The sequence below is a fragment of the Paenibacillus sp. FSL H7-0943 genome (assembly GCF_037963265.1).
Lineage (GTDB): Bacteria > Bacillota > Bacilli > Paenibacillales > Paenibacillaceae > Paenibacillus_AQ > Paenibacillus_AQ odorifer.
The window spans coordinates 5603599-5619162 of record NZ_CP150148.1 but is presented as its reverse complement, the minus strand read 5'-3'; the positions used below and the strand labels follow the sequence as shown (position 1 = coordinate 5619162).

Here is a 15564-nt window from a genome sequence, read left to right as displayed (position 1 = left end):
AACATACATAGAGTGGAGTTACAGGAAGACGCCTGTGGGAGGAGAGACAACATGACTGAATGGTATGAAAAGAGCTTCGGAGAGGATTATCTGGTCGTATACAAACATCGAGACTTTGGTGGAGCTCGTAAAGAAGTTGAACGAATGATCTCGTGGCTGGGACTACCGCCAGGCTCCAAAGTGCTGGATTTATGTTGTGGGATGGGACGTCATTCACTGGCGCTTGCGGAAGCAGGGTACGAGGTAACTGGAGTAGATTTATCAGAGGTATTACTGCGTGAGGCAAGATCTCAAAAAGGAGCGGAGCAGGTAACTTGGCTGCGTTCTGACATGCGCGACCTACCGTTAATAGGAGGTTTCGATGCTGTGGTTAATCTATTCACTTCCTTTGGTTATTTTGAAGAGGATGAGGAGCAGGTAAAGGTTTTGCGTGAAATCTATCGGATGTTGAAGCCGGGTGGCAAGTTTGTTATTGATTATCTGAACCCTGCGTATGTGATTCGTCATCTGGTGCCGCATTCTACCCGTGAGGATGGAAAGAATCTGATTGATGAGTCGCGGCGGATCGAGGATGGGTATGTGAAGAAGGACATCATTTTAACCTCTAAGAATGATTCTACACCTCGTCAATATCATGAACGTGTGAAGCTGTATTCCTTGGAGAAATTCAGCGGAATGATCGAGGAAGCGGGTTTACAGCTCGAAGCTGTGCATGGCAGCTATGAAGATGAGGTTTATAATGCAGCAAGCTCCACGCGGATGATTTTTAGTGGAATTCGATCGTAATGGTATCAGGAAAAAGATTCAAAGGCGGTGATCGCACCATGTCTAAGGCGGATATCACTTCATGGGACGAGAACATTCTTCAGGTCTCGGTACCCATGGACTCGCCGCTTCGTCAAGTGAACAGCTATATTCTTCCCGATGAGGATGGCAGAATTACTATTATCGATCCGGGTCCGCGTAGCCCGGAGACAGAAAAATGCTGGCATGCGATCCTGCAGGAGCTGGGATTGTCGTGGAAGGACGTGCGGGATATCGTCGTAACGCATCATCATCCCGATCATTATGGATTGGCGGGATGGTTGCAGTCGCAGACCGGATGTAAAGTATGGATGACTGAACGTGCTCATGCCGAAGCGATGTTGATGTGGGGCAGTGACACGGATATCAATGAAGTTTTGCCGTTATATTTCATCAGACACGGAATGTCGGAAGAATGGTCGAGTGGAATAAAAGCGCATTTGGAGAGCTTTGACGCGCAAGTGGAGCCGCAGCCGGTTGCAACTTATCTGAATGAGGTAGAGCCTTTCGGGATGGGTGGCCGTGAATGGAAATTGATTGTAACTGGCGGACATGCACCGGGACATGTGAGTTTCTATCATGCGGGCAGCGGGCAAATGATCTGCGGCGATGCTGTGCTGCCGCAGATTTCGCCCAATGTCAGCCTGCTTCCAGGCAGCGATCCACAGCCGCTGCAGACGTTTCTTCAGGGGCTGCGGGAGCTGGGGAGCTACCCGGTCAGCATGGCGTTCCCGGGTCATCGGGAACCGTTCACGGGCTTCGCGCACCGGGTCAGCAGTCTGCTCGCTCATCATGAGGAGCGGCTGGATACCACGGCAGCCTTGCTCGCAAACGGCCCGCTGAGCGGCTTCGCCGTCTGCGAAATTCTGTTTCGCAGCCGGGTAACCACCGTTCACCAGATGCGCTTTGCGATGAGTGAGACACTGGCGCATCTGGCGGAGCTGATGCGCCGGGAGCGGGCAGTGATGATAGAGGCGGACGGTGTTATATTGTTTGCAGCATCTGAAAGTGCTGGTGACCATGTTAGTTAGAGTTTCTAGCGCGATCGAAGAGTGATGAAATGAATGATGAGTGATGAATGATGAAATGAATTTAGATGTGAATGTTATGATCTAGTAGAGGAATAGAGCAGTCCTGTGTTATTGGGACTGCTCTTTTTTGGGCTTTGGTTTTAGTGACTAGGTAGAGAGTATAATTCGGTGCTATTTATATGAATATTGAGCTCCTTAGTCCGACCACATACCAAACTAACATTTGATACATACTCATGCGTCACGCTGATCATTTGGACTAACATTTGATTACTTTACTCATGCGTTATGCAGGTCATTCGGACTCAGACGCCGCTATTCGTGGGTTTTGGGACTTTTGAGGTGAGTATCGGATCGGAGAGGCGTTATTGCTAGTGCAGAGGGTTGTTATTGGTCATTTTTGAGTGAATAGCGACTCTGGAGTCCGAAAGTGACTAAATTAAGGGTGTTTTATGGAAATAGGGCCTCCTGAGTCCGACCGCATTACCCAACTAACATTTGATTACTTTACTCATGCGTTACACAGGTTATTCGGACTCAGACGCCGCTATTCGTGGGTTTTGGGACTTTTGAGGTGAGTATCGGACCGGAGAGGCGTTATTGCTAGAGTAATGGGTAGTTATTGGTCATTTTTGAGTGAATAGCGACTCTGGAGTCCGAAAGTGTCCAAATCAAAGGGGATATGTGAGTATAGTGTCACCTGAGTCCGATCGCATTACCAAACTAACATTTGATTACTTAACTCATGCGTCACACAGATCATTCGGACTCAGATGCCGCTATTCGTGGATTTTGGGACTTTTGAGGTTAGTATCGGACCGGAGAGGCGTTATTGCTAGTGCAGAGGGTTGTTATTGGTCATTTTTGAGTGAATAGCGACTCTGGAGTCCGAAAGTGTCCAAATCAATGGGGATATGTGAGTATAGTGTCACCTGAGTCCGAACGCATTACCAACTACCATTTGATTACTTTACTCATGCGTTACGCTGAGCATTCGGATTCAGATTTGATTACTTTACTCATGCGTTACACAGGTTATTCGGACTCAGATGCCGCTATTCGTGGGTTTTGGGACTTTTGAGGTGAGTATCGGACCGGAGAGGCGTTATTGCTAGTGCAGAGGGTTGTTATTGGTCATTTTTGAGTGAATAGCGACTCTGGAGTCCGAAAGTGTCCAAATCAAAGAGGATATGTGAGTATAGTGTCACCTGAGTCCGATCGCATTACCCAACTAACATTTGATTACTTTTCTCATGCGTCATGCTGATCATTCGGGCTCAGATTTGATTACTTACTCATGTGTCACACAGATCATTCGGACTCAGATGCCGCTATTCGTGGGTAGAAACACATCTTGCCGAGTAACTAAGTGTTGGTATTGACTAATTGGGGAATTTCTCCCTGTTTTTTGAGGTTTGTTAGGGTGTAGAGCGGATATTAGGGAATTTCTCCCTAATAATCTACGAATGTAGCTATAAATTAAGGTTTTCGTAGAGTTATTAGGGAAGAATTCCCTAATAACTTAGGTTTTGAACGATTTTCGGTATTTTTTAGGGAGTTTTTCCCTAAAACGGTCCCAACCCAACCCAACCTTAAAAAAGCGATTGTCTCATAACCCGCAAGGGCTACGAAACAATCGCTTTTTAATTCTCAGAGTGTACCCAAAACACCGGTTACTCCGGTTGTTTTTCATGTTCTGCAAGTTTCCTTGCAGCTTCTTCGCGATCCTCAGGTGAATGCGGAAGTTCGAGGTCTATCTCACGCTCCGCTTGCTTACGGTGTGCGATTCGGCTACTAGCTGCAGCGGCTACCGCGCCGACGATATCGTCGAGGAAGGTGTGAATCTGCCCGGTGTTTTTGTCGTTCAACCGTTCAAGAACGCCTGGCTTAAGCTTGTCCACATAACCATAGTTGGTGAAGCCAATGCTCCCATATACATTTACGATGGAGAAAGCCAGAATCTCATCCACTCCGTATAATCCCTCATCATTTTCGATCATATCCTGAAGCGGCGGAAACAACTTCCCCTCCTCCGCGAGCATGTCCAATTGAATGCCCGTAAGTACCGCATTTTGCACTTCTCGTTTGCTGAGTACCATCTCAACGTTATGGACACATTCTTCCATCGTTAAGTTTGGATAATATTTTTTTTGCAGAAACATAACGAGCTCTGCGATTTCCTGCAGGTTTACTCCACGCTTATTCAACCACATTTTGGTCGCATCTGCGACTGCCTTGCTGTTCAGACTGTAAGGTATTTTTGCGATTGGTTCATCAGCCATGATTAGTCACCTCGTAAGTTAAGTCTTTGCATTACAACGTTCGTTAGCATGATGTTAAGCGCTGGTGTTATCTCAGATTGTACGTTTAGAAAAAGTATTTGTCCAGAAAACGGAGTCTATGTGAATTAAAATCTAGATCCAACCTAACCTGAAAATAAAGCGCACAGGCTTTTCCAACAATTTAGGATAAGCAGTTGTTATTTTTTGGACAAAGGTCTCGTATACATAGCAGTACAAATGCTATCTAACCTTGAAAGGGGTAATAAATGATGAAAACAATGCAACAAATCCGCGGGATTTCCGCAGTCTGCCTACTCGCAGTTCCACTGGCACTGTCCGGTTGCGGCTTGTTCGGTTCGGAATCAGCATCGATTGATGCTCCGCCACCTGAGGTTGAAGCGCAGATGTTACAGACAGAGGGAAATAATACTTTGGATTCAGGTGTATTTGGTCCAGTGGCTCAGGATGATGCACAAGCAGTTGTGAAGGACAGCACCAAAACCGCTAAAGCAACGGATAAAGCAACGGCTTCCGGTGACCGGACGACCGTATATTTGGAAGATGGAAATGGCTTACTCGCTCCAGTGTCGCTAAATCTGCCAAAAAGCAAAGATTCCAGCACGCTCAAGAACTCTTTAATGGCATTAGTGAATAAGGGAGAATATGCGTCCTCATTGCCAGAAGGCTTCCAAGGCATTCTACCAGCTGGAACTGAGGTGCAAAGCATTACGGTAGACAAGTCGAATCTGGCAGTTGTTGAGTTCAATTCGGAATTTAACAACTACGATGCTGCGGATGAACGCAAAATCCTTGAAGCGATCACTTGGACACTTACCGGTCAAGATGACATTAAAGGTGTGCAGTTCTGGGTAGATGGTAAAAAGCTTACGGAAATGCCGCTTCAAGGCACTCCGCTGGATCGCCCGCTGTCCCGCACAATGGGCATTAACCTGCCAAAACAAGGTCCATCTTTGATGAACTCTAGTGCGGTTACTGTTTATTTTTCCACAACATCTCCTGACGGTATCCAATATTATGTTCCGGTTACGCGCTTTGTACCCGCAGGGCAAGAACAGCTGACTGCTGCTATCAATGAACTGATTGCGGGACCTGAATCCGGAGACGGTCTGGAAATGGTTATGACACAGGGGACATCACTTGATTCGGTTGAAGCCGGACAAAACGGTGTTGTTACTGTATCCTTGACTGACGATATGTTCGCAGATGGGAAGGAAGTTCCTGCCGAATTGCTGGAATCGGTTGTTCTGACTGTTGCGCAAAATACGGAAGATGCTCTGGTTCAAATTCGTTTGAACGGCAAACAATCGATTACTGACACTGACAATGTGGATTATAGCAAACCTGTTTCTGCACCTGAATTTTTGAACGAGCTCCCGTTATAGAATGACCTTCTAAGGTTTAAAAGATGCTTTTGTGCCTCCTCTTTGGTAGAATAAAAGTTGCTCAAAAAGACGTAACGTCCCGAACGGTGAACTGCCGCAATGAACAACAGGGAAACGGGACTCACACTAAACTATTAGCTATACGATGTAGGAGGCAGAAAAGATGAGATCAAACGGGCGAACTGACGACCAATTACGGCCGCTGACAATAACGACCCAAACGAATAAATATGCTGAGGGCTCCGTGATCATTGAGATGGGAGACACCAAAGTTATTTGTACGGCTACTGTAGAGGAAAAAGTGCCTCCGTTTCTTAAAGGACAAGGAAAAGGCTGGGTAACTGCCGAATATTCGATGCTTCCTCGGGCCACCCAGTCCCGTAATCAACGTGAAGCTGCACGTGGTAAACTTACCGGACGTACAATGGAAATCCAGCGGCTGATCGGCCGTGCGCTTCGCTCCGTGGTGAATTTACAAGCGTTAGGTGAACGCAGTATTACGCTGGATTGTGATGTGATTCAGGCGGATGGGGGAACTCGGACGGCTTCGATAACAGGCGCTTTTGTTGCCATGGCATTTGCTATTAATAAAATTGCACTACAGCACAAGCTGGCTGTTTTTCCTATAACAGACTTTTTGGGAGCAATTAGTGTAGGTGTTGTAGGGGATAAAACATTGCTCGATCTGAATTATGAAGAGGATTCCAAAGCCAAAGTGGATATGAATGTAGTCATGACCGGCGGCGGTGCTTTTGTTGAGGTACAAGGGACTGGCGAAGAAAGACCATTCTCGCGTCAAGAGCTGGACCTATTATTAGGTCTAGGTGAGAAGGGAATTTATGAACTGATTGCGGCGCAAAAAGAAGCGCTCGGAGTGATTGCTCTGAAAATCCCTTCCGGCCAACCGGGCCAAGAGGTGTAACATGAATTCCACGGGCAATATTCTCATTGTCGCAACGAAGAATAAGGGGAAGGTGCGCGAATTCGAGCACGCTTTTGCCCCGCTGGGCCTGACAGTTAAGAGTATGTATGACTATCCGCATCTGCCCGATGTGGTAGAAGACGGAGCAACTTTTGCAGAAAACGCATTTAAAAAATCCAAAGCCGTGGGTGATGCACTTGGAATTCCGGTACTCGCTGATGATTCGGGTCTTTGTGTAGATGCTTTGGATGGCAGACCGGGTGTGTACTCTGCACGTTTTGCCGGTGAAGACGCTACGGATGGGGAAAATAACCTAAAGCTGCTAAGCGAGCTAGAGAGATTGAAACAGGGGGAAGACACAGATCAGCCTTTGCTGAGCACGGCTAGGTTCGTCTGTACTTTATCGCTGTACGATCCAGTTTCCAAGCAGGAGCTAACCGCAGAAGGTGCGGTCGAAGGTTGGATTACTTCAGAACCATCAGGTGCTGGCGGTTTCGGTTACGACCCGCTATTTTATCTGTCGGAACATGAAAAAACTATGGCCGAGCTTACGCTGGAAGAGAAGCAGCAGATTAGCCATCGAGGAACTGCACTGCGACTGCTGACGGCAAATCTGGAGAAAAAACTGGCAGCCGAAGGCGGCCTATCGCAGGAATAGATTTTTATATAAAGATGGGGGTGTCCAAAAGCCGCGAAATGGCTGCTGGGCACCCCCGTTTTTTATTCCTTTCCCTTAAACAAAGCATCAAGCTTCGTTCGATTCTAGCACATTTACCCGTATGAAGCGGCTACCCGGACACAGCTGACCTTAAACGCAGCTATATCCGATAATTGAGATTCTAATGGACCCCAAAGTCGCTATGGGCACGAAAAACACCCCAATAGAAGCATTTCATAAGGAATAGCAGCACTGGAGTCCGAAACACAGCTCCAAAGGCTTGAAATTTGTAAATAACGTCAACTGGGTCCGTAACGTAAGCCCCAGAGAATGAGTATGACTCTGCACTAATAATGGGATGTTCTCCTTGTTGGAATCAAGGAGAGCACCGGATTATATCAGCTTCCAAAGAGCAGGTGTGGAAGCTGGCTCCCACCCCTGAAGTGAAGTGTGAGGCTGCAAGCAGGTATACGTTTTTCCACTGTAGGCAACGACATCACCTACTTTATAAGCAACTCCTGTTACCCAGCTAGACCCTCCCGAAGTAGGTGTAGCAGTCGGTAATGGAGTTTGCGTGGGTGTTACGGTTGCGGTGGGCGTTGGTGCCACCGTAGGCGCTGGAGTAACGGTTGCAGTAGGCGTCGGTGCCACCGTTGGTGTCAAAGTCGGTGTTACTGTTGGAGCTACAGTTGCCGTTGGTGTAGAAGTTGCTGTTCCACACACGCTGATGTATTTCCAGACACCGTCCGGTCCGCTAAGATCGGGACGGTCTCCCTGTGTCCACCACTTGGCTTCATAGAGTGAGCCGCTGTAGGAAACGCGTTGTCCGCCAGTATATGCGGTTACCGCATTCCATGTAGCTGCCGAACATTGTCCCGGCGTAGGAGTAGGTGTTGGCGCTACAGTTGGCGTTGGCGTCACGGTTGCCGTCGGAGTCGGTGTTGTTGTAGGTGTTGGTGTTGGTGTAGTCGTCGGAGTCGGTGTCGGTGATGCAGACGGTGTTGGTGTTGGCGTAGGTGTAATGCCTCCGTACAGTTTATCGTATTCCTGTTGGGACGAGTTTCCGTTCAGGGTGATTCGCTGTGGACCGCCTGAAAAGTTCAGCTTCATCATACCCGGAATTTCAAGTGAAGCTCCATTCGCAATAGTTTGAGTAGCTGTACCTGTAATACGGTAGCGGTTGAAATCCCAGGCCGTGGAGATTTGCTCAACGCTACCGGCTCCCCATGCCGAGGTTAGGGTTGTAGTTGTTGGCAGGTCGAACTCCAGCTTCCAGCCACCGGAAATATCTGTGCCGGTATTGTTCGTTATTTTTAATGAATAGGTATAGTTCGGATGATCATAGGCGCCGCTGAAGCTGAGGTTGAAGTTTTTAGGTTCAGGCAACTGCGGCTTAGGAGCTCCGCCCGGCGGCGAGGCTGTCTTCAGCTGATCATAGGCAAAATCGGTCAGAGAATTGCCATACGTATAAGTGCCATCGCTCTGCTCAGAGTAATCGCCCGTTAGTTCCCAGAACATCATACCTCCCAAGCCTTTTTGCTTGATGTAATCCAGCTTGTAGCCTAGCGATTCCTTATCTTCATACGTAAGAAAAATCTTCTTGTCTGCGTTGAACAAGTACGGTGTTTTGGTAACAGGATCGAAGTAGCGCTTATTCGCTGGATCTTTGAGCAGATTTAGCACATGCCAGATCGGATTTGCACCAGCAGGCTGCTCTGGTGCGGGATCATTCCAGATCCCGTATTGGCCATCTGCTCCCCCACCGGTTGTCGGAGCTGTGCCGTAAAGGCCGGTATTGTTGATGCCTCCATTCACATTTTTCCAGCCTCGTGAATAATAAGGAACTCCAATCACGATTTTTTCCGGAGGAAGCGTTCCAAGATAGTATCGGACCGCCCAGTCGGTATTTAGAACCGGAGTGCCCAGCGCAGCAGTTTCAGTATCGCGGGAATCCGGGTACAATGCAGAATGCGGCCCTACATATCCATTCCAAGCCCCATGGAAATCATAGGTCATAAGGTTCGCCCAGTCTAAATACTGATTGGCTTCCCCAAGCTTCATGCCCCCAAGAATCCAGGAAGAGGCGGTGGCCGCAATGGTCAGGTCATATTTCTGATTGTCTTGTGAACCTGCCAGATCGAGCTTTTCGCGAAGTTTTTTCATAAGAAGAACGTAGTTGTTGTAATTAACTGTACGCAGCGGTTCTGCCACGGCAAAATCGTTAGGATTACCGGACTGCCCAGTGCCAGAAGGGTACTCCCAATCGATGTCTACTCCGTTGAACTGATAGGTACGCAGAAAATCCACAACACTATTGGCAAAAGCTTCTCGCCCGGCTTCTGAATTCGCCATGTTGAAGAACCCTCCGGAACCCGACCAGCCGCCAACAGAAATCAGGGTGCGGACATCAGGATAGAGCTGTTTGTACTTAACCAGTTGGTTAAAATGCCCCTTAAAAGGCAGGGTGGTCAGCTGACCGGGATAGTCTTTTTCGATTGCAGCTGTACGGTCCATGAGATCAATCTTGTTCGTTTGAGGATTTACCTTGGCGAAGGCGTAGTTAATATGGGTAATTTTATCCCACGGAATCTTGTCTACGGTGTAAAATCCTTTGTTCTCCTGATCGCCCCACTCTGGGAAGTAAGCAACGATTTTGCGAGGATGATCAGCTGCTGGAGCGGGAGCGGAAGGTGTTGTTTCCGCGGCATGGGCCACTGGTAAGGATGCACCTGTCCCGGTGTAAAGTGGAACCAGAACGATTAGGCTCATTAGCGCAGCAAGGTAACTTATGGATATTTTGCGCTTAGCACGTGCTTTTGCAATCATATTTAATATACCTCCAAAGGGGGATAATGTTATTTCAGGAACGATGCTTCCTGCAAGTCTTTAATTGAGCTTCCATAGCGCAGGTGTGGTGGCTGGCTCCCAGCCCTGAAGTGAAGTGTGGGGCTGCAAGCAGGTATATGTTTTTCCGTTATAAGCGACGACATCACCTGTTTTGTACGCAACGCCTGTTCCCCAGCTAGACCCTTCCGAAGTAGGCGTAGCGGTAGGTAAAGGAGTTTGTGTAGGTGCAACGGTTGCAGTTGGCGTTGGCGCTAAAGTAGGCGTAGGTGCAACGGTTGCGGTAGGCGTTGGTGCTACCGTTGGTGCTACCGTAGGTGTTAAAGTTGGGGCCACAGTTGCAGTTGGTGTTGGTGTCGCTGTTCCGCATACGCTGATGAATTTCCAGACCCCATCAGTTCCGCTAAGATCAGGACGATCCCCTTGCGTCCACCACTTGGCTTCATAGACTGAGCCATTGTAGGAGACACGCTGTCCGCCAGTGTATACGGTTGTTGCACCCCAGGTCGCTGCTGAACATTGTCCCGGTGTAGGCGTTGGGGTTGGCGTCACGGTTGCAGTTGGCGTTGGTGTTGGTGTTGCAGTTGGAGTTGCAGTAGGTGTAGCGGTTGCAGTTGGTGTTGGTGATGTGGATGGTGTCGGTGTCGGCTGCACCACTCCGCCACCAAGATCGGCGTTTAGTTTATTGGTTAGTGTTTTGTTCCGGTCACCACTTGTTTCCCAGAACATAGCACCTGCAAGACCTTTGGACTTCAGGTAGCTGATCTTGTGGCCAAAGGATTCTACGTCGTCATAGCTGATAAAGGTTTGATTTGTTGGATTATAGAGATAAGGCACTTTGGATGTATCATTCCAATAGCGGGTATAACCGTTTTTGTTGATATAATTGGCTTCGAGATCATAGAAATCATAGCTGCCTTTTTCCCATGTACCCGTTGGTGAGATGCCAGCGGACACCTGATATTGGCCGTTTCCTGAAGCAGGAGCTCCGCCCCAACCACGACCGTAAAAAGCCATGCCAAGTACAAGCTTGTTCGCAGGTACACCATTCGCAAGATAGGAGGTTACCGCTTTATCGATGTTAAAATTTTGCGGTTCGGTTAAGCCCGAAGCGGAAGCTGCGGGATCATAGTACAACGGAGCATTATGTCCGGTGGTGGTGTTCCAGCTCCCATTAAAGTCATAGGTCATAATATTGATCCAGTCGACAACGGAAGCAATGCCGGCCAGATTATTATTGTTGATGTACGTTGGGCCTGCCCCGGAAGCAATGGTCAGCAGATAGGTTTTTCCATCCGCCGCGCCGGCTGTATTCAGCTTTTCGCGAACTTTTTGCAGCAGCAGTACATAGTTTTCTTTATCTTCAGGACGGTAGCTATTGCCTGCGAGTCCACCACTTACTGGATATTCCCAGTCGAGATCCACGCCGTCCATCTTGTATTTTCGAATAAAATCAACCGCGGAATTGGCAAAAACCTCACGGGTCGCAGCTGTCGCAGCTACATCCGAGAAACGGTTCGACCAGGTCCAGCCCCCAACGGAGATTAGGGTCTTCAGGTTAGGGTTCTTTTCCTTCAGCTTCCATAGCTGCTTCAGGTTACCTTTGATGGGATCATCCCATTTGTCATCCCCGAAGCTTTTTCCAGTGTCAATCCACGGGTCACCAAGAACAATCGTACCGTTCGGAACGCTGATGGCTTGGCCTTGCTCATTCTGGCAAGACCAGGTCACCGGATTAGGTCCGGTGGGGTCGGGATTGCCATGGATGCCATTCCAACAAATATCCGCAAAAGCGTAGTTAATGACATTCATTTTGGTAGGATCGATATCAGTTACATTGTAAGCACGCCCGTAAGCGGCCCATGAAGCGTAATAACCAACCAGTTTGTAATCCTGTGCGGCGTTGGCTGTTTTGGGACTGCCGCCCAGGGTGGAAAAGAGTGTCAGAACAAGCGCGGCGATCATCGCAATTGCAAAGGTTTTGCGTGAAGCTTTTTTCGTGAAGATCATTGAATTTCTACCTCCTAGATTCAAAGTGTAGTTCGAAATTCTTTTCGGCAAGATGTCCTGACCTTCACCTCCCGTCGGTTGTAGTGCACCATCACCCTTGGCGTCCCTATCATTCTATTGAAGTTCAATTCGTAGATTCAGCAGCAAAAAAGCAGCGGTCCAAATCAAGCCTTACCCAATCGGTAAGCGCTTTCTTTTATGCTTTTTGTGTGCTGCTGTTTCATGGATTTTTAAAGATGTAACATGCTGTGTATGGTTTGAATGAATAGAGGAGGATGTTTGGAAGTTGGATAATTAGGATGAATTAGATATAAATGGGTGATGGTAACTCTTATTCTCAAGCATAGCTTGCAATTGCGCTAGGGATAAAATCAGGTGATATAGGGGGACAATTTTCTAATTTATAGTGACTCTTCAAAAAGTGAACCCTTTTGGATTTGTATACTCGCCTTTTATCAAGAAACTCATGAAGAAACACATAACCACCGATGTAATGAATATAAATCATATACATGCCTGAAATATTTTTTTATGGAACTATGCAACGCATCGTTGTTTCTTTTCGTTATAGTAGTATCATACGGAAGGTGGTGGGCTCACCGATGGTTGTGTGGGTGTTTTGGCTGATCGCAGCCGGTGTCCTGTTTGTTGTTGAGATGATGACGCTTACTTTTTATTTATTGTGGCTTAGTATTGGTGCTTTGGCCGCAGGTTTGGTGTCGCTGATTGTTCCCGAAGCCATTTTGTTTCAGGTGGTCCTTGGATCACTGGTCGCACTTGGTCTGACTATATTCTCGAAACCACTGGTTTCTAGATTTCGCCATTCACGTGGGTTCAAGGATACAGGTACAGAAATCATCGGTAGGCAAGGAGTAGTTGTTGAGCCGATAGAGCAGGGACGTTACGGGCAAGTGAAGGTAGGCGGAGATACGTGGAGCGCGAGCTCTGATCAGAATCTGGGCAAGGATGAGGTTGTAAGAGTAGTGAAAAGAGGCACGACGATTATCGAAGTAGAACGATGGGGGGAAATGAACTAATGCAATGGGCAATTATCGCAATTATTATTGTAGTGGTCGTAGTTTTTGTGGCATTAACAGTCAAAATCGTACCACAGCAACGGGTAGGCGTAGTGGAAAGGCTCGGTAAATTTAATCGTCTGCTGACACCGGGGTTGAACATTCTGATTCCTGTAATTGATCAGGTGCGCACGTACCATGATTTACGGATTCAACAAGCGAATGTACCTCCGCAAACGGTAATTACAAAGGATAACGTGCAGGTGCAGATTGATACGATTATTTTCTACCAGGTGGTTGGACCAGAGGAAGCTACTTATGGTATTTCTGATTATGTGTATGGGGTAAGAAACATTTCGACGGCAACAATGCGGCAAATCATCGGTAAGCTGGAATTGGATGAGACCTTGTCTGGACGGGAAAAGATTTCGACGGATATCCGTCTTGCTCTCGATGAAGCTACTGAGAAGTGGGGCGTGCGGATCGAGCGTGTGGAAGTTATCGATATCAAACCGCCGTTGGATATTCAGGAAGCGATGGATAAGCAGATGAAAGCAGAGCGGAGCAAACGTGCCATTGTTTTGGAGGCGGAAGCTGCCAAGCAGGATATGATCCTACGCGCTGAAGGGGATAAACAGAGCAAGATTCTAAAAGCAGAAGGCGATAAAGAAGCGCGTATCCGTCAAGCAGAGGGTTCACGCCAGGCGCAGGAGCTGGAAGCACACGGTGAGGCTAAAGCGATTCAAGCCGTGGCAGAAGCAGAAAAATCACGCATTGAGCTGATTCGTTCGGCAGGTCTGGATGAGCATGTTCTGGCTTATCGTTCCTTCGAGGCTCTGGCTGAGATTGCCAAAGGTCCTGCTAATAAAGTGTTCTTGCCAACTAGCGCTGTTGAAACACTGGGAAGTCTTGGAGCGATTGCGGAAGTCTTCAAAGCGAGCAAGGACAGTAAATAGATTTTACAATTCGAGCTTATTCCGTTAAAGTAAAAAGCAAAAACAACCTTATGCATATGAAGCTATTGTTGTTCATGCTAACTTTGAAGGAGAGAAGCTACTGTGACGCAAAAAGAAATTTCACCGCTAGTTGAACTGCTTGGATTACAGCCTCACGTTGAGGGTGGTTGGTACAAAAGACTTTGGAATTCGGAATTTGAAATTTCGCAGGAAGTGTTAGGCGATAGCTATTCTGGATCACGTCATTCGGCATCTTCAATTTATTTTTTACTTCACGAAGGCGAACAATCTGATTGGCATACTGTATTGTCCGATGAAGTTTGGTTGTGGCATTCCGGTAGTCCAATCGTGCTAAGTCTCGGAGGTAATGGAGATAAGCCTGAGGATGTGCAGGAAGTTATTCTGGGTCTCGATATTGCTGCAGGCCAGCAGCCACAAGTGGTTGTTCCAGCGGGAGTATGGCAGGCCGCGCGCTCGTTAGGCAAAGAACCGACGCTGGTATCCTGTATTGTTTCTCCTGAATTCCATTTTGATGATTTCAAACTAATTGAGAAATAAAGAAGAGCGGGGGCGCTTACGCCTCCGTTTTTTTATAAGGATTTGGGGAATGATGAAGCCATCTGCTATACTTTTTATGGTAGCGTTTGCTTCTTAAGTGGATAAATAGGTTAAGTATGTTTAACGAAATAACAATAAGCTTGGAGGGTTAAGCGATGAGTGAATTGAATGCACCGTTCTCGGGTGGTCCTACTTTAAATGACGGGGTGACCATGCCGTGGCTGGGTCTTGGCGTGTATAAGACTAAAGATGGCGAAGAGGTTATTCATGCGGTCAAAACCGCAGTGGAATTAGGATATCGCAGTATTGATACGGCAGCCGGATACAATAACGAAGAAGGCGTAGGACAAGCTATTCGTGATTGTGGAGTGGCCCGTGATGAGTTGTTTATTACGACTAAAGTACGAAATCCTGATCAAGGTTATGAATCTACGCTAAAAGCGTTCGAGGATAGCCGGCGCAAGCTGGGTCTGGACTATCTAGATCTGTATCTCATACACTGGCCGGTGGCAGGGAAATATCGTGAGACATGGAAGGCCTTAATTCATCTGCAAAAAGAAGGCCTCATCAAATCTATCGGCGTGAGCAATTTTCAGGTTCATCATCTGAAAGATATCATCGAGGATACCGGAGTGGTGCCTGTGGTGAATCAGGTGGAATTCCATCCGCTGTTGACTCAGCGCGAGCTGCTGAAATATGCCAATGAACAGGGCATTCAGCTTGAAGCATGGAGTCCATTAATGCAGGGGAATCTTGATCTACCACTCTTAAACGAGTTGGCTGAGAAGTATGGCAAGACCCCTGCTCAAATTGTACTTCGCTGGGATTTGCAGCAAGGTGTCATTACGATTCCTAAATCCGTACATGCGGATCGAATCAAGGAGAATGCGGGATTCTTTGACTTTACGCTTAGTGATGAGGATGTCAAAGCTATCGAGGGCTTGAACAAAGACCATCGATTTGGCCCGGACCCGGACAACTTTAATTTTTAAAGATCGTAGAGTAATTATTGCAAATACAAGCCAAACAGCAAGCCACCGGATACGGGGACTTGCTGTTTGGCTTGTCGGTTACCTCAGT

12 protein-coding genes are annotated in these 15564 nt (G+C 47.5%); 9 read left to right on the top strand and 3 right to left on the bottom strand.

Features of this window, described 5'->3' with window-relative positions:
• Window positions 1–51: 51 nt before the first annotated feature.
• Complete coding sequence (locus NSQ55_RS24590) at window positions 52–786, top strand: class I SAM-dependent methyltransferase (RefSeq protein WP_076186340.1); 735 nt, start codon at window positions 52–54, stop codon at window positions 784–786.
• A 38-nt stretch (window positions 787–824) separates the two neighbouring features.
• Entirely contained in the window at window positions 825–1835 is a 1011-nt protein-coding gene (locus NSQ55_RS24585; protein ID WP_339169549.1) for an MBL fold metallo-hydrolase, read from the top strand.
• Window positions 1836–3508: 1673 nt separating this feature from the next.
• On the opposite strand, the gene NSQ55_RS24580 is transcribed toward NSQ55_RS24585, so the two are convergent.
• Window positions 3509–4117, bottom strand: coding sequence for a phosphatidylglycerophosphatase A (locus tag NSQ55_RS24580; protein WP_076129198.1), 609 nt, complete (start codon window positions 4115–4117; stop codon window positions 3509–3511).
• Between the two features lie 269 nt (window positions 4118–4386).
• Between NSQ55_RS24580 and NSQ55_RS24575 the strand changes: the two genes are divergently transcribed.
• From NSQ55_RS24575 to NSQ55_RS24565, 3 genes are all read left to right on the top strand, one after another.
• Window positions 4387–5520 (top strand): GerMN domain-containing protein, encoded by a 1134-nt coding sequence (locus NSQ55_RS24575; RefSeq protein ID WP_175617402.1) that lies wholly within the window; start codon window positions 4387–4389, stop codon window positions 5518–5520.
• Window positions 5521–5683: 163 nt separating this feature from the next.
• Window positions 5684–6442, top strand: coding sequence for a ribonuclease PH (gene rph / locus NSQ55_RS24570; RefSeq protein ID WP_339169547.1), 759 nt, complete (start codon window positions 5684–5686; stop codon window positions 6440–6442).
• A 1-nt stretch (window position 6443) separates the two neighbouring features.
• A complete protein-coding gene (locus NSQ55_RS24565; RefSeq protein ID WP_339169545.1) occupies window positions 6444–7100 on the top strand; it encodes an XTP/dITP diphosphatase in 657 nt (218 codons plus the stop codon).
• Between the two features lie 393 nt (window positions 7101–7493).
• Here NSQ55_RS24565 and NSQ55_RS24560 read toward each other — a convergent pair whose 3' ends face one another.
• Window positions 7494–9926: a glycosyl hydrolase family 18 protein gene (locus NSQ55_RS24560; protein WP_339169543.1), complete on the bottom strand. Its 2433-nt coding sequence runs from the start codon at window positions 9924–9926 to the stop codon at window positions 7494–7496.
• A gap of 60 nt (window positions 9927–9986) precedes the next feature.
• Complete coding sequence (locus tag NSQ55_RS24555; protein ID WP_339169541.1) at window positions 9987–11954, bottom strand: glycosyl hydrolase family 18 protein; 1968 nt, start codon at window positions 11952–11954, stop codon at window positions 9987–9989.
• 602 nt (window positions 11955–12556) lie between these two features.
• Here NSQ55_RS24555 and NSQ55_RS24550 point away from each other — a divergent pair.
• From NSQ55_RS24550 to NSQ55_RS24535, 4 genes are all read left to right on the top strand, one after another.
• Window positions 12557–12991: an NfeD family protein gene (locus tag NSQ55_RS24550; protein ID WP_076129202.1), complete on the top strand. Its 435-nt coding sequence runs from the start codon at window positions 12557–12559 to the stop codon at window positions 12989–12991.
• Entirely contained in the window at window positions 12991–13926 is a 936-nt protein-coding gene (locus tag NSQ55_RS24545; protein WP_076129203.1) for an SPFH domain-containing protein, read from the top strand. The genes NSQ55_RS24550 and NSQ55_RS24545 overlap by 1 nt, the downstream gene beginning before the upstream one ends.
• Window positions 13927–14028: 102 nt before the next feature.
• Window positions 14029–14484 carry a cupin domain-containing protein gene (locus tag NSQ55_RS24540; RefSeq protein WP_036686965.1) on the top strand — a complete coding sequence of 152 codons (456 nt, stop codon included), beginning with the start codon at window positions 14029–14031 and terminating at the stop codon, window positions 14482–14484.
• A 155-nt stretch (window positions 14485–14639) separates the two neighbouring features.
• On the top strand, window positions 14640–15476 hold the full coding sequence (locus tag NSQ55_RS24535; protein WP_076146344.1) for an aldo/keto reductase: 837 nt from the start codon (window positions 14640–14642) through the stop codon (window positions 15474–15476).
• The last annotated feature ends 88 nt before the right edge of the window (window positions 15477–15564 follow it).